The organism is Comamonas sp. HJ-2, from assembly GCF_053615495.1.
The window spans coordinates 223169-244005 of record NZ_JBSIFD010000004.1 but is presented as its reverse complement, the minus strand read 5'-3'; the positions used below and the strand labels follow the sequence as shown (position 1 = coordinate 244005).

Annotated in this window: 21 protein-coding genes; 11 read left to right on the top strand and 10 right to left on the bottom strand. The window is 62.5% G+C overall.

Going from position 1 to position 20837, the window contains the following annotated elements; genetic code table 11:
• Positions 1 to 15: 15 nt before the first annotated feature.
• On the bottom strand, positions 16 to 570 hold the full coding sequence (locus ACWGXF_RS05785) for a Spy/CpxP family protein refolding chaperone (protein ID WP_034351558.1): 555 nt from the start codon (positions 568 to 570) through the stop codon (positions 16 to 18).
• Positions 571 to 832: 262 nt separating this feature from the next.
• On the opposite strand from ACWGXF_RS05785, the gene ACWGXF_RS05780 reads away from it, so the two are divergent.
• Positions 833 to 1870 (top strand): recombination-associated protein RdgC, encoded by a 1038-nt coding sequence (locus ACWGXF_RS05780; protein ID WP_452101754.1) that lies wholly within the window; start codon positions 833 to 835, stop codon positions 1868 to 1870.
• Positions 1871 to 2033: 163 nt separating this feature from the next.
• Here the strand turns inward: ACWGXF_RS05780 and ACWGXF_RS05775 are convergent, their stop codons facing one another.
• The 3 genes from ACWGXF_RS05775 to ACWGXF_RS05765 all read right to left on the bottom strand — a co-directional run bounded on the left by ACWGXF_RS05775 (position 2034) and on the right by ACWGXF_RS05765 (position 4183).
• Positions 2034 to 3221: an acetyl-CoA C-acyltransferase family protein gene (locus ACWGXF_RS05775; RefSeq protein WP_003072098.1), complete on the bottom strand. Its 1188-nt coding sequence runs from the start codon at positions 3219 to 3221 to the stop codon at positions 2034 to 2036.
• Positions 3222 to 3405: 184 nt separating this feature from the next.
• Entirely contained in the window at positions 3406 to 3912 is a 507-nt protein-coding gene (cueR, locus tag ACWGXF_RS05770) for a Cu(I)-responsive transcriptional regulator (protein ID WP_012836552.1), read from the bottom strand.
• 76 nt (positions 3913 to 3988) lie between these two features.
• A complete protein-coding gene (locus ACWGXF_RS05765) occupies positions 3989 to 4183 on the bottom strand; it encodes a heavy-metal-associated domain-containing protein (RefSeq protein WP_003065297.1) in 195 nt (64 codons plus the stop codon).
• A gap of 272 nt (positions 4184 to 4455) precedes the next feature.
• On the opposite strand from ACWGXF_RS05765, the gene ACWGXF_RS05760 reads away from it, so the two are divergent.
• The gene (locus ACWGXF_RS05760) at positions 4456 to 6144 is read left to right on the top strand and encodes a methyl-accepting chemotaxis protein (RefSeq protein ID WP_256629363.1); all 1689 of its coding nucleotides are present in this window, start codon (positions 4456 to 4458) and stop codon (positions 6142 to 6144) included.
• 134 nt (positions 6145 to 6278) lie between these two features.
• On the opposite strand, the gene ACWGXF_RS05755 is transcribed toward ACWGXF_RS05760, so the two are convergent.
• The 3 genes from ACWGXF_RS05755 to ACWGXF_RS05745 all read right to left on the bottom strand — a co-directional run bounded on the left by ACWGXF_RS05755 (position 6279) and on the right by ACWGXF_RS05745 (position 8754).
• Complete coding sequence (locus tag ACWGXF_RS05755) at positions 6279 to 7397, bottom strand: alkene reductase (protein WP_039049322.1); 1119 nt, start codon at positions 7395 to 7397, stop codon at positions 6279 to 6281.
• Between the two features lie 67 nt (positions 7398 to 7464).
• On the bottom strand, positions 7465 to 8073 hold the full coding sequence (gene gstA, locus ACWGXF_RS05750) for a glutathione transferase GstA (protein WP_003065291.1): 609 nt from the start codon (positions 8071 to 8073) through the stop codon (positions 7465 to 7467).
• A gap of 105 nt (positions 8074 to 8178) precedes the next feature.
• Positions 8179 to 8754: an NADPH-dependent FMN reductase gene (locus tag ACWGXF_RS05745; protein ID WP_034351157.1), complete on the bottom strand. Its 576-nt coding sequence runs from the start codon at positions 8752 to 8754 to the stop codon at positions 8179 to 8181.
• Between the two features lie 256 nt (positions 8755 to 9010).
• On the opposite strand from ACWGXF_RS05745, the gene mnmG reads away from it, so the two are divergent.
• The 6 genes from mnmG (at position 9011) to ACWGXF_RS05715 (ending at position 14718) form a co-directional block, all read left to right on the top strand.
• A complete protein-coding gene (gene mnmG / locus ACWGXF_RS05740; protein WP_034382646.1) occupies positions 9011 to 10975 on the top strand; it encodes a tRNA uridine-5-carboxymethylaminomethyl(34) synthesis enzyme MnmG in 1965 nt (654 codons plus the stop codon).
• On the top strand, positions 10972 to 11634 hold the full coding sequence (gene rsmG, locus ACWGXF_RS05735; protein WP_452101753.1) for a 16S rRNA (guanine(527)-N(7))-methyltransferase RsmG: 663 nt from the start codon (positions 10972 to 10974) through the stop codon (positions 11632 to 11634). The genes mnmG and rsmG overlap by 4 nt, the downstream gene beginning before the upstream one ends.
• A 143-nt stretch (positions 11635 to 11777) precedes the next feature.
• Positions 11778 to 12389: a LysE family translocator gene (locus ACWGXF_RS05730; protein WP_034351164.1), complete on the top strand. Its 612-nt coding sequence runs from the start codon at positions 11778 to 11780 to the stop codon at positions 12387 to 12389.
• A gap of 12 nt (positions 12390 to 12401) precedes the next feature.
• The gene (locus tag ACWGXF_RS05725) at positions 12402 to 13172 is read left to right on the top strand and encodes a ParA family protein (protein WP_003059963.1); all 771 of its coding nucleotides are present in this window, start codon (positions 12402 to 12404) and stop codon (positions 13170 to 13172) included.
• A gap of 52 nt (positions 13173 to 13224) precedes the next feature.
• A complete protein-coding gene (locus ACWGXF_RS05720; protein WP_034382651.1) occupies positions 13225 to 13773 on the top strand; it encodes an RBBP9/YdeN family alpha/beta hydrolase in 549 nt (182 codons plus the stop codon).
• Between the two features lie 15 nt (positions 13774 to 13788).
• Complete coding sequence (locus ACWGXF_RS05715) at positions 13789 to 14718, top strand: ParB/RepB/Spo0J family partition protein (RefSeq protein WP_003065276.1); 930 nt, start codon at positions 13789 to 13791, stop codon at positions 14716 to 14718.
• 65 nt (positions 14719 to 14783) lie between these two features.
• Here ACWGXF_RS05715 and ACWGXF_RS05710 read toward each other — a convergent pair whose 3' ends face one another.
• The 3 genes from ACWGXF_RS05710 to ACWGXF_RS05700 form a co-directional block, all read right to left on the bottom strand.
• On the bottom strand, positions 14784 to 15557 hold the full coding sequence (locus tag ACWGXF_RS05710) for a class II aldolase/adducin family protein (RefSeq protein ID WP_452101752.1): 774 nt from the start codon (positions 15555 to 15557) through the stop codon (positions 14784 to 14786).
• A gap of 254 nt (positions 15558 to 15811) precedes the next feature.
• Entirely contained in the window at positions 15812 to 17098 is a 1287-nt protein-coding gene (locus tag ACWGXF_RS05705) for a M20/M25/M40 family metallo-hydrolase (RefSeq protein WP_452101751.1), read from the bottom strand.
• A gap of 211 nt (positions 17099 to 17309) precedes the next feature.
• On the bottom strand, positions 17310 to 18587 hold the full coding sequence (locus tag ACWGXF_RS05700; protein ID WP_054073418.1) for an MFS transporter: 1278 nt from the start codon (positions 18585 to 18587) through the stop codon (positions 17310 to 17312).
• A 77-nt stretch (positions 18588 to 18664) separates the two neighbouring features.
• Here ACWGXF_RS05700 and ACWGXF_RS05695 point away from each other — a divergent pair, with 77 nt between their 5' ends.
• From ACWGXF_RS05695 to ACWGXF_RS05685, 3 genes are all read left to right on the top strand, one after another.
• Positions 18665 to 19546 carry an AraC family transcriptional regulator gene (locus tag ACWGXF_RS05695; RefSeq protein ID WP_034382656.1) on the top strand — a complete coding sequence of 294 codons (882 nt, stop codon included), beginning with the start codon at positions 18665 to 18667 and terminating at the stop codon, positions 19544 to 19546.
• A 118-nt stretch (positions 19547 to 19664) separates the two neighbouring features.
• Positions 19665 to 20225 carry an RNA polymerase sigma factor gene (locus ACWGXF_RS05690; RefSeq protein WP_034382657.1) on the top strand — a complete coding sequence of 187 codons (561 nt, stop codon included), beginning with the start codon at positions 19665 to 19667 and terminating at the stop codon, positions 20223 to 20225.
• Complete coding sequence (locus ACWGXF_RS05685; protein ID WP_012836566.1) at positions 20222 to 20809, top strand: hypothetical protein; 588 nt, start codon at positions 20222 to 20224, stop codon at positions 20807 to 20809. The genes ACWGXF_RS05690 and ACWGXF_RS05685 overlap by 4 nt, the downstream gene beginning before the upstream one ends.
• Positions 20810 to 20837 lie beyond the last annotated feature (28 nt).

Here is a 20837-nt window from a genome sequence, read left to right as displayed (position 1 = left end):
GCGATTGAACTCGGCTTACTTTGCCGCAGGGGCAGGAGCTGCGGGACGTTCCTGGCCGGGTTTGCCGCCATGATGGCCGTGATGGTGCTCACCGCGCTGGTGATGCATGTGCAGGGTGGCCGCATCGAAGGTCTTTTTCTGCTCGGCATTGAGCTGGGCGTAGAAGGCCTTGGTGGCTTCGGCACGGCGGTCCATTTCCGCCATGCGCTTGCCGCGCATTTCACGCATCTTGTCGATGCGCTCGGGCGTGGTCAGCTTGGCAAAGGCTTCGCGGTCGCCGGGGGCAGGGCGTTCACCGGGCTTCATGGCCTGGGTGTAGGTGGTCCAGGCAGTTTGCTGCGCAGGCGTCAGCTTCAGATCGGCCTTGAGTTTTTCCATGCGCTGCTTCATATGCTCCATGCGGTCGCCGCGCTTGTCACCACGCTGGTGCTTGTGCGGCTCTGGCGCTTTCTGGGCTGCGGCAGGCTGCTCGGCGGCAGCGGTGGTCTGGGCAAAGCTGGGCAGGCTCAGCGAGGCGAGCAGGGCGGTTGCCACAGCGGCGCTGGTCAATGTCTGGCGAAAGCGGGTCATGTCTGTTTCCTTTTCGGTTGAAGTGGAAGAAGTGGCCGCCTGGTCTTGCTCCTGAATGGGCATTCGGTAGCGGATGACTGAAGTGTGGACCCCCCATGTTTCTGAGACGTGAGGTTTTGCAGCCGCTCTGTAAAGATTTGATAAGTTTGAGTGGCTCCGACTGCGCAACAATGCATGCATGGGCTGCATTGGCAGCCGATTTTTTTCCGCGAGATCCAGCTGCAGGAGCTGGCGACGATTGAAGGTTTAGCAAAGGTTTTTGATGTTCAAGAACATGATTGTTTATCGCATTGCCGAGAGCTGGCAGGGCGATCTGCAGCAGCTCGAAGATGCGCTGCAAAAGACGGTGTTTGAGGAGTGCGGCGCGACCCAGGAGCGTTCCGTGGGCTGGGTGCCGCCGCGCGGCGAGCCGCATGGCCCGCTGGCGGAAAGCGTGGCCGGCCAGTGGGTGATGCGCTTCATGAGCGAGTCCAAGATGCTGCCGGCCAGCGTGCTCAACCGCAAGGTCAACGAGAAGGCCGAGCACATCGAAAAGACCGAGGGCCGCAAGCCCGGCAAGAAGGAGAAGAAAGAGCTCAAGGACGAGGCCAAGCTGGACCTGCTGCCCATGGCCTTCACCAAGCAGGGAGCCATGTGGGTCTGGATCGATGCGCAGGCGCGTACGCTGGTGCTCGATACCAGTGCACAAGGCCGTGCCGACGAGATCATGACGCTGCTGGTCGAAGGCCTGCCGGGTTTTGCGGTGGCGCTGCTGGATACGCAGACCAGTCCGCAGGCCGCCATGGCGCACTGGCTGATGACGCAGGAGCCGCCCGCAGGTTTTTCCATAGACCGCGAGTGCGAGCTCAAGGCCGCCGATGAGTCCAAGGCCGTGGTGCGTTATGCGCGCCACCCGCTCGATATCGACGAGGTGCGCCAGCATATCGAGCATGGCAAGTTGCCGACCAAGCTGGCCATGACCTGGGATGACCGCGTGAGCTTTGTGCTCAGCGAAGGTCTGCAGATCAAGAAGATCGCGTTGCTTGACGCAGTGATGGACGGCAACAGCCAGGACGATGGCGGTTTCGATACCGATGTGGCGATTGCCACGGGCGAGCTCTCGCGTCTGATTCCCGATCTGATCGAAGCGCTGGGCGGGGAAGGGCGTACGGGTCTGGGCGACGGCCTGCCTGCATCGCTGTCGTCGACTCCTGCCGCAGAAACCCTGCCCGTGCGTCTGGCACAGGGACGCGGTCAGGGGACGGTCACCGGGCCGGCCACGGCGCCCGCCGATACGGCCCCGGAAGAGGCACCGTTTTGACGCTATGGATGATGTAGCTGTCTGCGCTTTCCAGGCAATGAATTCAGTATTTATTAATGCTGAAATCAAGCACTAGCAAGCGCAAGAAGCTATCAAAAAAGGCCTGCCAGATCACTCCGGCAGGCCTTTTTCATGGGCGTATCAGACGCCTGGAATATGTGCTTCAGACGCGTTCGAAAATCGCGGCAATACCCTGGCCGCCACCGATGCACATGGTCACCAGCGCATAGCGGCCGCCAGTGCGCTGCAGCTCGTAGAGAGCCTTGGTGGTGATGATGGCGCCGGTGGCACCCACGGGGTGGCCCAGGGAGATGCCGGAGCCGTTGGGGTTGACCTTGGCAGGGTCCAGAGCGAGCTCCTGAATCACGGCGCAGGCCTGGGCGGCGAAGGCTTCGTTGGCTTCGATCACGTCCATCTGTTCGATCTTCAGACCGGTGCGTGCCAGCACCTTCTGCGTGGCAGGGACCGGGCCGATGCCCATGTATGCGGGCTCGACGCCTGCGTGGGCGTAGCCGACCAGGCGGGCAATGGGCTTGGCGCCGGAAGACTTCAGCGCCTGCTCGCTCATCATCAGCACGGCAGCCGCGCCATCGTTGATGCCGGAGGCGTTGCCGGCGGTGACCGTGCCGCCTTCCTTCTTGAACGCGGGCTTCATGCCGGCCAGGGTGTCCAGTGTGGTGGCTGCGCGCACATGTTCGTCGGTGTCGAACAGCACCACGCCCTTGCGGCTGGCAATTTCCACGGGAACGATCTGCTCCTTGAAGCGGCCGGCCTCGATGGCGGCAGCGGCGCGCTGCTGGCTGATGACGGCCAGCTCGTCCTGCATCACGCGGCTGATCTTGTAGCGCTCGGCCACGTTTTCAGCAGTGATGCCCATATGCATTTTTTGCCAGGGGTCGTGCAGGATGCCCAGCATGTAGTCGATGCTCTTGGCATCGCCCATGCGTGCGCCCCAGCGCGCAGACATGTCGAAGTAGGGGCCGCGGCTCATGGATTCGGAGCCGGCGCCAATGGCCACTTCGCAGTCGCCCAACGCAATCGATTGAGCTGCCGAGACGATGGCCTGCAGGCCAGAGCCGCACAGGCGGTTGACGTTGAAGGCAGGGGTTTCGATGGGGCAGCCGGCGTCCACCGCCGCCACGCGGGACAGGTAGGCGTCGCGCGTGTCGGTGGGGATGACGTTGCCCATCACCACATGGCCCACGGTGTCGGCAGCGATGCCGGCACGCGCAATGGCGGCCTTGACCACGGTGGTGGCCAGCTGGGCGTTGGGAACGTCCTTGAGGCTGCCGCCAAAAGTGCCGATGGCCGTGCGCGCGGCGCTGACAACGAAGATGTCTCTGGTGCTCATGGTTTGTCTCCTGCATCGCGTCGGCAATGCTTGTGCTTGAGTGATTTGAAAAGATGAATGAGAGCAACCGCATTCATCGCACAGAGTATTCTATTCTGCAGTATTTGCTGCAGTGCAACATGTCTCATTGTTGACGCGGCCCTGCGTGGGCGGCGATGGTTTCACGTGAAACCCATGAGCAGCCTCAGGCCGCAGTCCTGCGCCGGCTTCTCGGAGTGGGAGCCATGGGTTCGTGATGGGCCGGCGTCAGGTCGGTGTCCGCGCTGGCCAGGTCGTCGAGGATGGGACAGTCCGGCCTGTCATCACCATGGCAGCAATGCACCAGAGTCTGCAGCGTGCGCTGCATGGACTGCATGGCGGCGATGCGCTCGGTCAGCGTGGCGATGTGCTTTTGCGCGATGGCCTTGACCTGGCTGCTGGCGCGGCCCTGGTCCTGCCACAGGCCGAGCAGGGTGGCGATCTCGTCCATGGAAAAGCCCAGATCGCGCCCGCGGCGGATGAAGCGCAGCGCATGCACATCGGCTTCGGTGTACTGGCGATAGCCGCTGTCGGTACGGTGCACGGGTGGCAGCAGGCCCAGCGACTCGTAGTGACGCACCATGCGCGCAGAAACCCCGGCGCGGCGCGCGGCCTCGCCGATGACGACAGGCCAGTTCTGAGCGATTTTTTGTGTCGATGGGTGGTTGGGCATGGACGATCCTGAAAAAACGCGCCAGCGGCCTTCTGATGGCTCGCGTGAGGTGCTGGCGCGGTAGGGGAGGCTGCGCTCAGGCTACCTTGTAGCCCTCTTCGGCAATGGCGGCTGCCACGGCCTCGCGGCTGGCGCCGGTTTCGACTTCCACTCGGTTGGCGGCGCGGTCGATCCTGATCTGCGCCTGGGCATCGACGCCCTGGATGGCATTGGTGACGGCGCGTTCGCAGTGGCCGCAGGTCATGCCTTGAACTTCAAAAACTTGTTGCATGGATGGCTCCTTCAGAAAGTGAGTCGACCGGACTGGCGGACTCCATGTCTTGAATGGTTAACCCTAACATCATGGCAAGGTCAAGCCTTTGACAAGACATGAAGCCGGCAGGGTTGATAAGCCGCAAAGACTGCCGATAAGAACTTGTCATATTGCTGATCGCCATGGCTTGGGCATCGCAGTCACGGGTTTTTCTTGGTGTCGGTGACAATCTGAAACAATTTGCAAGTTCTGGCCCGACAATGCCAGTCGTTCAAAGTGGAGAGGGATTCATGAGTCTGTTGGAAATGATGCGGGGCTTCACCATCCGCACGCGCATGCTGGGCGCCATTGGTGTGGTGATGGTGTTGCTGAGTCTGCTGGGGGGCGCCGGGATGTTGGGCATGTTCCGCATCCAGGACATGAGTCAGGAGTTTCTGAGCAACGCCTTTGTCAAATCGGGCCATATGGCGCAGTTGCGCACCGAGCTGGGTGGCATCCGTTCCAGCGAGAAGGACATGGTCATCCAGTACGAAAAGCCCGAAGAGGTGCGCAAGGCCTATCAGCAATGGGTCATGTTCATCGACAAATCCAAGGTGACATTGGGCAAGTTTGTGACCGACCAGAACGCGCAGGACGCACAGCTGACCAAGAGCATCATTGGGCACATCGACGCTTATCGAAAGCTCTTCGAACCTGTTGCGCGCCAGCTTGAAGCCGGTGGCTATGACTCGGCCACCACGGCCAACCGCATGAGCGGCAAGGCTCTGGCCGAAGTCATGGAGGCCGACAAGCTGCTGGCGCAGCTGGACAACTTGCTGCGTGAGCAGGCCAATGCACTGGCCGCAGCCGAGCGCGACGTGGCCGACCAGACACGCTGGATGTTTGTGGCGGCCGTGATCCTGGCGCTGGTGGTGGTGATTCCGCTGACTTTGCTGAACATGCTGTCCATCTGCCGTCCGCTTGAAGTGGCCCGCCAGATGGCACTGACGATTGCCGGCGGCGATCTGTCGCACAGGGCCGAGGTCAGCGGCAAGGATGAGCTGACGGATCTGCAGCGTGCGCTGGACCAGATGCAGCAATCGCTGAGCACCACGGTGGCCCAGGTGCGCGATGCCAGCGGCAATATCGCCACGGCCAGCCAGGAAATTGCCACGGGCAATCAGGATCTGTCGGCCCGCACCGAACAGACTGCCAGCAATCTGCAGGAAACCGTCGCGTCGCTGGCTCAGCTGACGGCCACGGTGCAGCAGACCGCATCGTCTTCGCAGCTGGCCAACCAACTGGCTGCCTCGGCCTCTTCGACGGCCGTGCAGGGCGGAGAGATTGTCGGCCAGGCCGTCAACAGCATGCAGGAGATTTCGGCCTCCAGCCGCAAGATCGGCGACATCATCGGCCTGATTGATTCCATTGCTTTCCAGACCAATATCCTGGCGCTGAATGCCGCTGTGGAAGCGGCCCGTGCCGGCGAGCAGGGCCGTGGTTTTGCCGTGGTGGCGGCCGAGGTACGCAGCCTTGCCCAGCGTTCGGCCCAGGCCGCCAACGAGATCAAATCGTTGATCAACACCAGCGTGCAGACCGTGGACGTGGGCGCGCGCCAGGTGGAGAGCGCAGGCAAGGCCATGCAGGAGACCGTGGACAGCGCACAGCGTGTGGGCGACATCATCGGCGAGATTACGGCGGCGTCCAGCGAACAGTCGCTGGGCATCAGCCAGGTCAACCAGGCCGTGGGCGATATCGACCGCATGACCCAGCAGAATGCGGCCCTGGTGGAAGAGTCTGCCGCCGCCGCAGAATCGCTGCGCGAGCAGGCGGCGCGACTGGCACAACTGGTCAGCCAGTTCAAGCTGGCCGGCGGCGCGCTGCATGCAGTCATGCGCAGCCCCAGAGGCGCAGCCCATCCCGGCATGGCACCGGCGGTGCCTGCATCCGCTCAGACTGCTTTGCCTGGTCAGAAGGCGCAATTGCTGGAACATGCCTGAGCCCCGAGCGGCTCATTCCTGAGCGGCTCGTTCCATGAAAAAAGCCCGGTTGCAGTGATGCACCGGGCTTTCGCTTTTTATTCGACAGGCTCCAGCCAAATCAGAGAAAGGGCTGGAGGCTTGATGGATTGAAGTTACTGGCTGGCAACCGAGGGGTAGTCGGTATAACCATCGGCACCGCCCCCGTAGAAACGTTCGCTGTTCCAGGCATTGAGCGGCAGGTCGTCGCGCAGACGGTGCACCAGATCGGGGTTGGAGATATAGGCCTTGCCGAAGGCCACGACATCGGCATAGCCGCTTTCCACAGCGCGCGTGGCCAACTGGCGGTCATAGCCGTTGTTGACCATCCAGGCTCCCTTGCCGCCTGCAGAGCGATAGGCCTGTTTGAGTGCCTGGTAGTCGAAGGGACGATCAGCCAGCTCGCGCGGACCGCCTGTTGCGCCTTCGATCACATGGATATAGGACAGGCCCAGCGGGGCGAGCTGGCGCACCAGATATTCAAACAGTGCCTGCGGGTTTTCGTCCACGATGTCATTGGCTGGCGTGACCGGAGAGATGCGAATGCCGACCTTTCCGGCACCAATGGCATCGGCCACAGCGCGCACGCATTCCAGCACCAGACGGGCGCGGTTTTCGATGCTGCCGCCGTAGTCGTCACTGCGCTGGTTGGTGCCGGTTTTGAGGAACTGGTCGAGCAGATAGCCGTTGGCTGCATGCAGTTCCACGCCATCGAAGCCCGCCGACTGTACGGCTTCGCGCGCGGCGGTGGCGAAACTGTGAACAATGCCCGGCAGCTCCTGCTGCCTGAGTGCGCGCGGTGCCGAGGTGGCGACAAACTGGCCTTGCCCCGTCTGCTTGTCGATCACATAGGTCTTGGAGCGGGCCGTCAGCGCGGAGGGCGCGACCGGGGACTGGCTGTCTGGCTGCAGCACGTTGTGGGAGATGCGACCCACATGCCAGAGCTGGGTGACGATGCGGCCACCCTTGGCATGCACGGCATCGGTGACTTTTTTCCAGGCCCGCAGTTGCTCTTCGTCATAAAGACCGGGCACATCGGCATAGCCTTGTCCCTGGTGGCTGATGGCCGTGCCTTCGCTGATCAGCAGGCCGGCAGAGGCGCGCTGGACGTAGTAGGTTTGCATCAGCGGCGTGGGTATCGCGTCGGGGGCGCGGTTGCGCGTCAGCGGTGCCATGGCAATGCGGTTGGGCAGACGCAGGCTGCCTGCTTCAATCGGTTCGAACAATGAGGTCATGCAGAACTCCAGATGAAAAAAGCTCGGTGGGTACCGAGCTTTTGAGTTTGCATGGATGTCGAAAAACTTACTTGAGCAAGCCCTCTGCCTTCATGGCTGCCTGCACTGCGGGGCGCGCCAGAATGCGCTCGCGATAAGCCTGAAGGTGCTGGAGTTCAGAGATGTCCAGGCCCACAAATTGGGCCCAGCCTGTGACCGTGAAAAAGTAGGCATCGGCCACGGTGAACTGATCGCCCATCAGATAGGACTTGTTGGCGAGCTGCTCGTTGACCCAGCTCAGGCGCTTGAACAGATTGCCGAGCAGCACAGGCTTGAAGTCTTCGGGCGTTGCGGGGCTGAACAAGGGGCTGAAGCCCTTGTGCACCTCGGTGCTGATGAAATTCAGCCATTCCTGAAGGTGGTAGCGTGCCACGGTGCCGTTGGCCGGCGCCAGGTTCTTTTCGGGGGCCAGGTCGGCGAGGTACTGAACAATGGCCGGACCTTCGTGCAAGGTGTCGCCGTTGTCCAGCACCAGAAAGGGCACATAACCCAGCGGATTGATGCCGTAGTAATCCGTTCCGTCCTGGAGCTTGTGGCTCTTGGTGCTGACCATCACGGTTTCATGCGGCAGGCCTGCTTCATGCAGCACGATGTGCGGAGACATGGAGCAAGCGCCGGGGCTGTAGTAAAGCTTCATGGTGAGTGGCTCTCTATGCAATGAAAAGACAAGCGCCCATGCTAAACCGGTTGCACTTCATATGCATGCGCAGCCGGCAGAAGTCCGGATCGGAGAGGAGATTGCTCAGCCCAGGCGCCCTGCAGCCCACAGCACCTGCTGCACAAGAGCCTCCATGCCTTGCTGGTTCTGTGTACGCAGCAGATGACCCTGGGCATCGAAAGCCTCTGCCGCATGGCTCACTGCATGGCTGCGCGGTGCTACCCAGCATTCCAGATTCAATAGCAGCGCTGCGAGGTGAGACTGGGCTCTCAGGCCGCCTAGACCTCCAGGCGAGGCACTGGCCATGCCGACGACCTTGTTGCGAAAGGGCAGGACGCCATCAGACCACTGTGCATCGCCCTTGACCGGGCTGGAAGCCCAGTCAATCGCGTTCTTGAGCAGGGCAGGGTAGCTGCCGTTGTACTCGGGACTGCAGACAATCCAGGCCGCATGGCTATGCATGGCCTGCTTGAGGCGAATGACATCGGCTGGAGTGCCTTGCGCTTCGAGGTCGGCGTTGTAGAGCGGAATGTCGTAGTCCGACAATTCCAGCAGGCTGGGTTGTGCGCCTTGTTGTTCCGCGATGGAGGCGGCCACCTTGGCCAGCTTGCGGTTGTACGAGTCCTGGCGGGTGCTGCCCGCAAAAATGAGAATTTGCATGCAGTGATTGCAGCACAGAGCGATTGCATTTTTCATGCATAGACGGGGCTATCAGGGCAAACATCTAGGCTGGGCTTCAGGCCGCCATGTTTCACGTGAAACCCCCCTGGCAAGGCATTGTTGCGCCAATGGTGGGAAAATTGCAGGTTCCCCAGCAGGGCTGGACATGGCGCGAGAACATGTCCGCCTGCCGTGAGAGCCGAGGCATGGTTGCTTCGTGCAGGGGCAAGGGCCGGGCTTGGCCCGGAGCAGGAATATGTTGTACCCACAGGAATTTGATGTGATCGTGGTCGGTGGCGGCCACGCCGGCACCGAGGCTGCGTTGGCCGCTGCGCGCATGGGCAGCAAGACATTGCTGCTGACCCACAATATCGAAACCCTGGGGCAGATGAGCTGCAACCCCAGCATCGGCGGTATCGGCAAGGGCCATCTGGTCAAGGAGGTCGATGCCCTGGGCGGCGCCATGGCCCTGGCGACAGACAAGGGCGGCATCCAGTTCCGCATCCTGAACAGCTCCAAGGGCCCGGCCGTACGCGCCACGCGCGCCCAGGCCGACCGCATTCTGTACAAGGCCGCGATTCGCGAGATGCTGGAAAACCAGCCCAATCTCTGGCTCTTCCAGCAGGCCGTGGATGATCTGATGGTGGAGGGCGACCGCGTGGTCGGTGCCGTCACCCAGGTGGGTCTCAAGTTCCGCAGCCGCACCGTGGTGCTGACGGCGGGCACCTTCCTCGATGGCAAGATTCACGTGGGCTTGAATAACTATGCCGCAGGCCGTGCCGGAGATCCTCCGGCCGTGAGCCTGTCGGCACGCCTGAAGGAACTCAAGCTGCCACAGGGGCGCCTGAAGACCGGCACGCCCCCCCGCATCGACGGCCGCAGCATCGATTTCAGCCAGTGCGAGGAACAACCCGGCGACGGCATGCCTGGCGGCGTGAACGAGGGTGAAGTGCCTGTATTCAGCTTCATGGGCAACCGTGCCATGCATCCCCGGCAGATGCCTTGCTGGATCACGCACACCAATGCGCGCACGCACGAGATCATCCGCAGCGGCTTTGACCGCAGTCCCATGTTCACCGGCAAGATCGAGGGTGTAGGTCCGCGTTACTGCCCCAGCGTGGAAGACAAGATCAACCGTTTTGCGGACAAGGAAAGCCATCAGATCTTTCTGGAACCCGAAGGCCTGACCACGCACGAGTTCTACCCCAACGGGATCTCCACCAGCTTGCCGTTCGACATCCAGTACGAACTGGTGCGAAGCATGAAGGGTCTGGAGAACGCGCATATCCTGCGTCCCGGCTATGCCATCGAGTACGACTATTTCGATCCCCGCTCGCTCAAGAGCAGTTTCGAGACCAAGCAAATTCAAGGTCTGTTCTTTGCGGGTCAGATCAATGGCACGACCGGCTATGAAGAGGCGGCCGCCCAGGGCCTGTTCGCCGGCTTGAACGCAGCGCTGCAGTGCCGTGGCGAAGGCCCCTGGATGCCGCGTCGTGACGAAGCCTATCTGGGCGTGCTGGTCGACGATCTGATCACCAAGGGCGTGACCGAGCCCTATCGCATGTTCACCAGCCGCGCCGAGTTCCGCCTGCAGTTGCGTGAAGACAATGCCGATATGCGCCTGACCGAAGCGGGCCGCCAGATGGGACTGGTCGACGATGCGCGCTGGGATTCCTTCAGCCGCAAGCGTGATGCTGTTTCACGTGAAACAGAGCGCCTCAAGTCCACCTGGGTGAACCCGCGCGTTGTGGCTGCGGAAGAGTCCGAGCGCGTGCTGGGCAAGGCCATGGAGCGCGAATACAACCTGTTCGACCTGCTGCGTCGCCCCGGAGTCGATTACGACAAGCTCATGGGCATGAACCAGGGCAAGTACGCCAGTGCCGATGTGCAGCCCGAGGCTCTGGGCGAGCTCAGCGCTCCAGTGATCGAGCAGGTGGAGATTGCCGCCAAGTACTCTGGTTATATCGACCGCCAGAAGGATGAAGTCGAACGTGCTGCACATTTCGAGCGCCTGCGTCTGCCGCTGGACTTCGACTACATGCAGGTGGCGGCACTTTCCTTCGAGGTGCGCCAGAAGCTGCAAAAGCACAGGCCCGAAACCCTGGGTCAGGCCTCGCGTATTTCGGGAGTGACGCCTGCCGCCATCTCGCTGCTCATGGTGCATCTGAAAAAAGGCGGCTTCAAGGGCTTTGCCAATCAGAACGAAGAGGCTTCCGCATGAGCCAGGTTTTGCGTACCCAACTGGAGCAGGGCGTTCGGGCACTGAAGCTGGAGCTGGCTCCGGCGCAGATCGATCTGCTGATGTCCTTCATGGATCTGCTGCAGAAATGGAACAAGGTCTACAACCTGACGTCGGTGCGTGATCCCCAGGAGATGCTGACGCATCACCTGCTCGACAGCCTGGCCGCCGTGCCCGCCTTGCTGCGGCATGTGAACCGCCTGCCGCTGGAAGAAGGCAAGCGTCTGCCGCTGCTGGACGTGGGCTCCGGCGGTGGTCTGCCCGGTGTGGTGTTTGCCATCTGCTGCCCGCAGATCGATGTGAACTGCGTGGATACCGTGGGCAAGAAGGCCGCTTTCATCCAGCAGGTGGCTGCAGCCTTGCGCTTGCCCAATCTGCGCGGCATTCATGACCGGGTGGAAAACCTCAAGACCCGGTATCCGGTCATCAGCTGCCGCGCCTTTGCGTCCTTGGTGGACTTCACCACCTGGTCGCGCAAGGCTCTGGCCGAGGACGGCATCTGGTTTGCCATGAAGGGCAAGCACCCTGATGAGGAAATTGCTGCGCTGCCTGCCGATGTGAAGGTGTTTCACGTGGAACCATTACAGGTTCCCGGCCTGGATGCCGAGCGCTGCGTGATCTGGTTGAAACTGGCTTCTTGAGCGGTAAAGCTTGGTCGGGCACTTTGTTTCCAAGGGGGGCAAAGTGCCTTTTTACATACTGTGTCAGGCAACATCTGTGCAATGCAGATGCGTCGGTCACGGCCCTCGCATAAACTTGCTGTTTTCCATCGCGCAGGGTTTGAATGTTTGGCATCTCTGATTACGGCGCTTTTGCAGCCGCCGTTACCGTCTTCTTGCTGATCCCTGGGCCAGGCAATCTGGCCTTGATTACCTCCACGGGCAAGGGCGGATGGAGAGCCGGTGTCGCCTGCTGTCTGGGTGTGATGGCTGCCGACCAGGTGCTGATGTGGCTGGCTGTAGCCGGCGTGGCTGCGGTGCTGGCAGCCTATCCGGCAGCCTTCCATGCTGTGCAATGGGTGGGGGCGGCCTATCTGGCCTGGCTGGGCTACAAGCTGCTCACGGCCAAGCCTGGCGATGCGCCGGCCATTGAAATCCAGCCGCGCCAGTATTTCCGCCAGGGTGCTTTGATCACCCTGATGAACCCCAAGGCCATCGTGTTCTACATGGCCTTCTTTCCCATGTTCGTGGACCCGGCCCGGCATCAGGGCGTCATCACCTTTGGCGTGATGGCAGCCACGGTGGCAGCAATTACCTTTATCTACAGCGTCATCGTGGTGATGCTGACCACGGTGCTGGCAGAGCGCTTGCGTGCCAACCCGGCCGTGGTGAAGTGGCTGGAAAAAACAGCCGGTGTGTTTCTGATCGGTTTTGGCCTCAAGCTGGCCGCCAACTAAAAGAGAAGTTCAATGGCCAAAATTTTCTGCGTTGCCAATCAAAAGGGTGGAGTGGGCAAGACCACGACCACGGTCAATCTTGCAGCCGGTCTGGCCAAGGTCGGCCAGCGTGTGTTGCTGATCGACCTGGACCCGCAGGGCAATGCCACCATGGGCTCCGGCGTGGACAAGCGCGCGCTGGAGTTGACGGTTTACGATGTGCTGCTGGAAAACGCCAGCGTCAAGGAAGTGGCTCAGAAGTCCGAGCAGGTCGGCTATGACGTGCTGGGCGCCAACCGCGAGCTGTCGGGTGCCGAGATCGAGCTGGTCTCGCTGGAGCGCCGCAACGAGCGCCTCAAGACCGCTCTGCAGGCCGTGGCTGCCGACTACGACTTCGTGCTGATCGATTGCCCGCCTTCGCTGTCCATGCTGACTCTGAACGGTCTGTGCTCGGCGCATGGCGTGATCGTGCCCATGCAGTGCGAGTACTTTGCACTGGAAGGCCTGACCGATCTGGTCAACACCATCAAGCAGGTCCATGCCAATATGAATCCCGACCTGCAGATCATCGGTCTGTTGCGCGTGATGTTCGATCCGCGCACCACGCTGCAGCAGCAGGTCAGCGACCAGCTCAAGGAGCATTTCGGCGACAAGGTGTTCGATACCGTGATTCCGCGCAATGTGCGCCTGGCCGAAGCCCCCAGCTACGGCCTGCCCGGCGTGGTGTTCGATGCCTCGGCCAAGGGCAGCAAGGCCTTTGTCGAGTTCGCCGAAGAGATGGTGCGCCGCATCAAGAAAATGTGAGTGTTTCACGTGAAACAGCTCCCAGTCTCCCATCCAGCCATCGCCAACCGCCATGACCTCTGAAGCACTGAACCCGCAGCATGTCTGGCTGCTGCCCGGCTGGCAGAACTCCGATCCCGGCCATTGGCAGAGTCTGTGGCAGGACCGGTATGGCTACCAGCGGCTGGAGCAGCATAGCTGGCAGCATCCGCTGCGCGGCGACTGGAGCATTCGCCTGCAGGAAACCGTGCTCGACGCTCCGGCTCCCGTCACCCTGGTGGCGCACAGCCTGGGCTGCGTGCTGGTGTCCTGGTGGGCGGCACATTCTCAGGTTGCCAGGAGCAAGGTGCGTGGTGCGTTGCTGGTGGCACCCGGCGACACCGAGCAGGAAAGTCTGCGCGGCGTCCTGCCGGGCTGGTCGCCCGTGCTGCTGCAAAAGCTGCCCTTCCCGTCGATACTGGTGGGTAGCGAGAACGACCCCAATTGCTCTGTAGCGCGCGCGCAGGCCATGGCACAGGGCTGGGGCAGCCGTTTTGTGAATGCGGGTGCCGCAGGCCATATCAACACGGCCAGCGGACTGGGACTGTGGGAAGCCGGGCATGAGCTGCTGCTCTCCCTTTAAAGAAAGAATTCAGCAATGGTGACTAAGAAACCCAAGGGCCTGGGACGAGGTCTGGAAGCCCTGCTGGGCCCCAAGGTCAGTGAAGCAGAGCAGGCCGCTGCGAGCGGGCAGCAGGCCAATCTGCCGAGCAGCCTGGCGCTCAATGTGATGGTGGCCGGCCAGTACCAGCCGCGCACCCGTATGGACGAAGGTGCCTTGTATGAGCTGGCCGAGAGCATCAAGGCCCAGGGCATCATGCAGCCGATTCTGGTGCGCCAGCTCTCCAGGGGCGACAACGCCGGCAAGTACGAAATCATTGCCGGCGAGCGGCGCTTCCGTGCCGCGCATATCGCGGGTCTGTCCGAGGTACCGGTGCTGGTGCGCGAAGTGCCCGACGAGGCCGCTGCGGCCATGGCGCTGATCGAGAACATTCAGCGCGAAGACCTGAACCCGCTGGAAGAGGCGCAGGGGCTGGCCCGTCTGGTCAAGGAGTTCGGCCTGACCCACGAGCAGACCGCGCAAGCCGTGGGCCGCTCGCGCAGCGCCGCCACCAATCTGCTGCGTCTGCTGAATCTGGCCGAGCCCGTGCAGACCATGCTGATGGCCGGCGATATCGACATGGGCCATGCACGAGCACTGCTGACGCTGGACCGAGCCACCCAGATCACGGCAGGCAACCAGATCGCGGCCAAGAAGATGTCGGTGCGCGAGGCCGAGTCGCTGGTCAAGAAGATCGGTGCCGAGTTCAATCTGACGCGCCAGAAAGCCAAGAAGGATGGCAAGTCGCGCGACGTGAAACGCATCGAGGAAGAGTTGTCCGACCTGCTCACGGCCGATGTCGAGGTGCGCATCAAGAAGACCGTGCGTCGCCACGGCAAGCAGCAGGAAATGGGCGAGATCGCCATCCAGTTCGGCTCGCTGGAGGAGCTCAACGGCATCATCGAAAAGCTGCGTGGCGAAGTCTGATTCTTTGGCCGGAGCAAGCGAAAAGAGCATCCAAGGGATGCTCTTTTTTTGTGCGCGCGCAGCGTTCAACTGCGGTAGCCGGGGTCGATTCTGTCGAGCTTGCGCAGCAGGGCGGGCCAGGCAAACTGGCCGCCCATGCCGCCGGTCTGTACCTTCATGGCATGGGCGATGCCCTGCAGAATCTGCGGATCGACCTCGGTGAGTTCGGCGCCGCCGGACTGGGCAGAGATCTGGATCTGACAGGCGGACTCGAAGACGTACATGGACAGAAAGGCATCGGCAATCGTGGGGCCGCAGGTCAGCAGACCGTGGTTGCGCAGCATGAGGAAGTTGGCCTCGCCCATGTCGGCCAGCAGGCGCGGCTTCTCGTCCTCGCGAAAGGCCACGCCTTCGTAGACGTGATAGGCCAGGGACCCCAGGACAAACGTGCTTTGCTGGCTGATGGGCAGCAGACCTTGCTTCTGGGCCGCAACGGCCACGCCGGCACGCGTGTGGGTATGGATCACGCATTGCGCATCGGCACGCGCCTCGTGCACGGCGCTGTGGATGACGAAGCCGGCCGGGTTCACGGGGAAGGGCGAGTCCATGAGCTTGTTGCAGTCCAGGTCCACCTTGATCAGCGAGGAGGCCGTGATTTCGTCAAACATCAGCCCGTAGGGGTTGATGAGAAAGTGATGCCCGGGGCCCGGTAGCCGCGCGCTGATGTGGGTGAAGACCAGATCGCTCCAGCCGTACAGCGCCACCAGCCGGTAGCAGGCGGCCAGGTCCACGCGCAGCTGCCACTCTTCGGGGCTGACCAGATGCTGCACGCTGGGGATGTTCAAGGGCTCTTGGCTCACGGGCGACTCTCCTTCATCGTTGATTCGATGAATGTAGAGACTCGTGCGTCAGCGGTCTGTTGGCTAGGCGACAGAACCGTGGAAACGCGGGCGAGGCCAGTTCGGATCAGGCGCGGCGGACATGCTCGTCGCAGGCATTGGTCTGAGCTCGGGAAATAAAAAACAGGAGCTTGCAGCGCAAGCTCCTGTTGATTTTCAGATCGCTTCTATATGGAAACAGCAGCAGATCAGGCGAAAGCCGCTATCAAAAGCGCTTACTTGATCTGGCCGCGCGACAGGTCCTGGATCATGCGGGCGGCCAGATACAGGCGCGGTGCGATGGTGTTGATCTGCACGTATTCGGCATCGTTGGAATGCGCGCCATAGCCCGACAGGCCGAAGCCCTCGATCACGCCGCCCTTGGCCTTGAGGGCCGCGAAAGCCGCATCCGTGCCGCCGCCCGTGGCCTTGTCCATGACCTTCATGGGCAGCTTCAGCTCCTGCTCATAAATGCCCTGGGCATGGGCGGCCAGCTTGCGTGCCGTGGCATTGGCCTCCAGCGGCGGGCGGCGCACTTCGAATTTCAGCTCCACCTTGCTGGCGGGGAGCAGCTTGTTGCCGATCTTGTCCTGCATGGCTTTTTCCAGCGCCGTGAAGTCGGCCACGCGCAGCGCGCGGGCATCGGCCTGGGCCGTGGCTTCGGCGGGCACCACATTGCGGTTGGTGCCGGCCTTGGACACCGTCCAGTTGAGCTTGAGGCCGTCCTGGGGCTGGGACAGATCCTTCATCTGCAGCAACTGATGCGAGAGCTCGTACAGCGCATTCACGCCGTCTTCGGGCTTGGCGCCCGCATGAGATGCCTTGCCCGTGACCTTGAGGTAGGCGGCGCCGATGCCGCTGGTGGCCAGGCGCAGGCTGCCGTCGGTGCCGCCGCCTTCAAAGCTGAACACGGCGTCCTGCTCGGCCCCCAGTCGGGTGATGGTGCTGCGTGCTCCGGGCGAGCTGATTTCCTCGTCGCCGTTGATCAGCACCGTGAGCGTACCGTAGTCCTCGATGCCCAGCTTCTTGAGCAGGGGCACGATATGCATGATCAGGGCCACGCCCTGCTTGTCGTCGGCGATGCCCAGGCCATAGGCCTTGTCGCCGTCGATGCGAAAGGGCTGGTCCTTGATCATGCCGGGCAGATAGACGGTGTCCATATGCGCGATCAGCATGATGCGGCTGCTGCCCTTGCCCTTGAATTCGGCATGCACCATGGGGCCGACTTTCTCGGGCGTGTCATCGAGGCGGTAGATGTCACTGGGCTCGATCACCTCGACCTTGCCGCCCTGCGCGCGCAGCTTGCCAGCGATGTACTCGGCGATCTTCTTCACGCCCGCCACATCCTTGCTGCCGGACTCGATGTGCACCAGATCGCGCAGCGTATCCAGATAGGGCTGCTGCTCCTTTTTCGCATGCTCCAGCCATTCGGCCTGAGGGGCAGCCTGGGCAGAGCCGAAGGCCAGCACCAGGACCAGGGGCAGGGTGCGCAGCAAAGGGGCAGAGGGCGTGTTCCAACGCATAGAAATTCTCCTTGGGGGGCGGGCCGCTCCCGGATAGGGCCGCGGCAGGAAAGCGGCGTGATGCGCCGCTGAGGGAATTCAGCTTAGCAGCCGTGTTTGCGGCCTCCGGGCTGCCGGCCTAGGGATAAATACCAGGGTAACTTGATCTCTCGTGCCGACAAAAAAGCCCTGCAGCTTGCGCGGGCAGGGCTTGGTGGGTTGCGCCGTTTGCTCAGGCCGCCGCCAGATGGGATTTGGTCTTTTTGCTCACTCCGTCGCCGACGATGACGGCCGAGACCACAGACAGTACAAGCGCAATCGCCGAGCCGTAGAACACGGCGTTGGTCATCTGGTGGTCCAGCATGTATCCGAAGACCGGCGCCGCCAGGCAGAAGCCCAGATCCAGGCCCGAATACACCGTGCCGTAGACGCGGCCCGTGGCGCCGGGGGGCGCTGCGCGCTTGATCAGCATGTCGCGCGAGGGGCCGGCCAAGCCCGTGCCCAGACCGGCGACTGAGGCCACGACCACCGCCGCCATGCCGGGCAGCCAGCCCGTTCCGACGACAAACAGCAACAGGCCCGAGCCCAGCATGCAGATGGAGATCACCTTCTCCAGCCGCTGCACGCGGCCGACCAGAAAGCCGCCCACGACCATGCCGGCAGCGCCGCACAGCATATAGCCGGTGACGATCAGCGCCGTCACGGAAAGCGGCAGGCCGTACATGGATTGCAGGGCCGGGCTGGCAAAGCTCTGGATGGCACTGAGTGCGCAGGTGCTCCAGAAAAAGAAGGAAAAGCACAGCCACACCGATGGCAGCTTCATGAAGGCCATGGGGTGTTCCTGAGGTGCGGCAATGGCTCCGGCGGCCGGCTTGGCGGCAGCTCCGGCGGATTCGGCGCGATCATCGAGCGCGTCGCGGTTGAAGACCATGATGGCCAGCACCACGGCTGCGCAGAGGGCTCCGCCCAGGCAGGCCAGGCGCCAGGAGCCCGTGGCCGTGGTGATGCCCGCCATGAACAGCGGCGCCAGCGCCCAGCCTAGATTGCCGGACAGGCCATGAACCGAGAACGCATGGCCTATGCGCTGCTGCGACACGCGCTTGTTGAGGATGGTGAAGTCCACGGGGTGGAAGGGCGCATTGCCCAGGCCCGCAAAAAAGGAGGCAGCCAGCAGCATGCTGTAGCCTTGGGCCGTGCTGGCAATCAGGCCTGCCACCACAAAGCTGCCGAGGGCGGCAAACAGAATCGGGCGTGCGCCAAAGCGGTCCACCGCAAAGCCGGCCAGTGCCTGGCCGGTGCCGGAAACAATGAAGAACAGCGAGACCATGACGCTGAGCTCGGCATAGCTGTAGCCGAAGTCCTTGATCAGCCAGGGAAACAACGGCGGCAGCAGCAGATGGAAGAAATGCGACGAGCCATGGGCCAGACCGATGAGGCTGATGGTGCGCGCGTCACTGCGCAGTGTCTCTGGCGCCTGGTTTTGAGGTGTTGTGGAGGCAGGGCGGTTCATATGTCGCATCTTAGGCAGACTGCTCGCGTCTTGTATGCGATAGTCTGCCAATTGCTATCGCAAGCCAGCCAACCATCATGTCCAGCCTCCACGACCCCGAGCCCCTGCGCGCAGGCAAGGCCAGCGCCTATGTGGAGACGCTGACACCCCATCTCTACATACCCACGGCACAGCGTCCAGTGCGGGCCAAATGTCGCTGGCTGGAGGCCGACACCCAGGTCAAGCCGCACCGTCATCCCTGGGGGCAGCTGGCCATCTCCACCACGGGCACCATACGCCTGACGGTAGCGCAGGGCACCTATATTGTGCCGCCCTCGCGCGTGCTGTGGGTGCCGCCGGGCATGGAGCATGCCGTGACCATGGTGGAAAGCGCCGATCTGCGCACCTTGTACTTTTTCCAGACCCAGGGGCGTTGCGGCCCTGATGTGGCCCCCGGCGAAGAGGCGGCCTGGCGCCAGTGCCGGGTGCTCAATGCCTCGGATCTGCTGCGCGCCGTGGTGCGCGAGCTGCCCACGCTGCCCGATGACAGCCAGCAACTGTGCGAGCAGGACAGGGCACGCGAGCACCATCTGAGCCAGCTGCTGCTCGACGAGCTGCGCCGTGCCAGTGCCGTGCAGCTGGGCGTGAACCTGCCCCAGGACAAGCGCTTGCGCCAGCTCTGCGAGGCCGTGCTGGCCGATCCCACGCGCTACGAGACGCTGGAGGACTGGGCGCGCGATACCGGGGCCAGTCCGCGCACGGTGGCGCGACTGTTTCGCCAGCAACTGGAATGCAGTTTTACCCAGTGGCGCCAGCAGGTGGTGCTGGCCCATGCCGTCAGCCTGGCAGCGCGCAACTGGCCGATTCAGCGCATTGCGGCCGAGCTGGACTACAGTCCCAGCGCCTTCAGCGCCATGGTGCGCCGCACGGTGGGTATGCCTCCGGCACAATTTTTCGGCATGCATGCGCAAAATGTATAGCTGCTAGCGCTTTGTGTAAAAGGGCTTTAGGCTGTTTTTGTTATTTTGAGGGGCGGAGCCTCAAACAATATTTGCAGCGGCATGGAATGAAAGCTGCAAACCTGCGCTCTTTAGCACCATGATCTTCTCCGCCGAGTCGCGCTACAACCAGTGGGTGCGCGAGCACTACCGCTTTTTGCTGCGCAGCGCCTGGGCGCTGACGGGCTCTCGCGCCACGGCCGAGGATGTGGTGCAGGATTGCTTCACCAGCGCCTGGCGCTTTCGCCACCAACTGCGCGACCAGAGCATGGCCAGGGCCTGGCTGTTCCAGATCATGCGCCGCCATGCCTTCAGGCATTTCGATCCTGTGCAATCGCAGACCGAGTCTCTGGATGAAGCCTGCGAGCAAGGCGTGAATCATCACGATGCACTCGATGCGCAGCTGGACGTGGTCAAGGCGCTGAGCCGCATTGCCCCCATCCATCGTGAAGTGCTGGTGCTTTACTACTTTGACGACATGCCCACGGCCCAGATGGCCGAGGCGCTCGATATTGCACCAGGCACCGTGCTCTCTCGCCTGGCGCGGGCACGTGAAGCGCTCAAGACGGCACTGCAGGCACCGGCGCGCCATCCCGCCGGGGCCGCCACTGAATCTTCCGCAGCTGCCAGCGTGATACCGCTGAGAAAGCGCGCACCATGAAACACCAAGACCGCCCCGAAGACACCGATTTCGACCTGCGTGCCCGTGCCGAGCTGGCGCTGGCTTTCGAGCCCGGCGAGCCGCCGGCCTATTTGCTGCGCCACACGCCATGGCATGCCCGTCGTGGCCTGCAGGCGCTGTGTGCCGCAGTGATCGTCGGCAGCGTCGCTGCGGGCAGCGTGCTGAGCCTGCGCCCGCCGCAGATGGTGCGCTCGGCCATCGAGCATGAGTATTACGAGCGCACGCTGCGTGGTCAGTTCATCCCGGAGGCCGAGATTGCCAGGCATATGGACTGGCCTGTCGACCAGAAGCTGCCTGGTTATACCCAGCTCATGCGGCCCTGCGACATCGACGGCAGTCGTGCCTATCACCTGACCACTTTCTTTGAAAAAGGCGGCATCGTTACCGTGCTGGCCTTCGAGCAGCCCCAGCGGATGGCCGACGGCCAGGGCTGGTGGGCCAACAGCTACTGGAAGGTGGTGCGTTCGAGAGAAGGCCGCCCGCTGGTGCTGATCGCACAGAAGAAACAGGCTCTGGCCGTGGCATCGCGCGCTCTGGGGGCCCCTGAGAAAGTCGATGGCTGAACCGGATTTTTCGCTCTGATCATTCACC

Bases quoted from the DNA above. Each gene is read 5' to 3' on its own strand.
- ACWGXF_RS05755 (WP_039049322.1), bottom strand. From the start codon at position 7,397: ATGACCTCATTGTTCGAACCGATTGAAGCAGGCAGCCTGCGTCTGCCC.
- ACWGXF_RS05685 (WP_012836566.1), top strand. From the start codon at position 20,222: ATGAAACACCAAGACCGCCCCGAAGACACCGATTTCGACCTGCGTGCC.
- ACWGXF_RS05780 (WP_452101754.1), top strand. From the start codon at position 833: ATGTTCAAGAACATGATTGTTTATCGCATTGCCGAGAGCTGGCAGGGC.
- ACWGXF_RS05690 (WP_034382657.1), top strand. From the start codon at position 19,665: ATGATCTTCTCCGCCGAGTCGCGCTACAACCAGTGGGTGCGCGAGCAC.
- rsmG (WP_452101753.1), top strand. From the start codon at position 10,972: ATGAGCCAGGTTTTGCGTACCCAACTGGAGCAGGGCGTTCGGGCACTG.
- ACWGXF_RS05700 (WP_054073418.1), bottom strand. From the start codon at position 18,587: ATGAACCGCCCTGCCTCCACAACACCTCAAAACCAGGCGCCAGAGACA.
- ACWGXF_RS05695 (WP_034382656.1), top strand. From the start codon at position 18,665: ATGTCCAGCCTCCACGACCCCGAGCCCCTGCGCGCAGGCAAGGCCAGC.
- mnmG (WP_034382646.1), top strand. From the start codon at position 9,011: ATGTTGTACCCACAGGAATTTGATGTGATCGTGGTCGGTGGCGGCCAC.
- ACWGXF_RS05785 (WP_034351558.1), bottom strand. From the start codon at position 570: ATGACCCGCTTTCGCCAGACATTGACCAGCGCCGCTGTGGCAACCGCC.
- ACWGXF_RS05705 (WP_452101751.1), bottom strand. From the start codon at position 17,098: ATGCGTTGGAACACGCCCTCTGCCCCTTTGCTGCGCACCCTGCCCCTG.
- ACWGXF_RS05715 (WP_003065276.1), top strand. From the start codon at position 13,789: ATGGTGACTAAGAAACCCAAGGGCCTGGGACGAGGTCTGGAAGCCCTG.
- ACWGXF_RS05760 (WP_256629363.1), top strand. From the start codon at position 4,456: ATGAGTCTGTTGGAAATGATGCGGGGCTTCACCATCCGCACGCGCATG.
- ACWGXF_RS05765 (WP_003065297.1), bottom strand. From the start codon at position 4,183: ATGCAACAAGTTTTTGAAGTTCAAGGCATGACCTGCGGCCACTGCGAA.
- ACWGXF_RS05745 (WP_034351157.1), bottom strand. From the start codon at position 8,754: ATGCAAATTCTCATTTTTGCGGGCAGCACCCGCCAGGACTCGTACAAC.
- ACWGXF_RS05775 (WP_003072098.1), bottom strand. From the start codon at position 3,221: ATGAGCACCAGAGACATCTTCGTTGTCAGCGCCGCGCGCACGGCCATC.
- ACWGXF_RS05725 (WP_003059963.1), top strand. From the start codon at position 12,402: ATGGCCAAAATTTTCTGCGTTGCCAATCAAAAGGGTGGAGTGGGCAAG.
- gstA (WP_003065291.1), bottom strand. From the start codon at position 8,073: ATGAAGCTTTACTACAGCCCCGGCGCTTGCTCCATGTCTCCGCACATC.
- cueR (WP_012836552.1), bottom strand. From the start codon at position 3,912: ATGCCCAACCACCCATCGACACAAAAAATCGCTCAGAACTGGCCTGTC.
- ACWGXF_RS05720 (WP_034382651.1), top strand. From the start codon at position 13,225: ATGACCTCTGAAGCACTGAACCCGCAGCATGTCTGGCTGCTGCCCGGC.
- ACWGXF_RS05730 (WP_034351164.1), top strand. From the start codon at position 11,778: ATGTTTGGCATCTCTGATTACGGCGCTTTTGCAGCCGCCGTTACCGTC.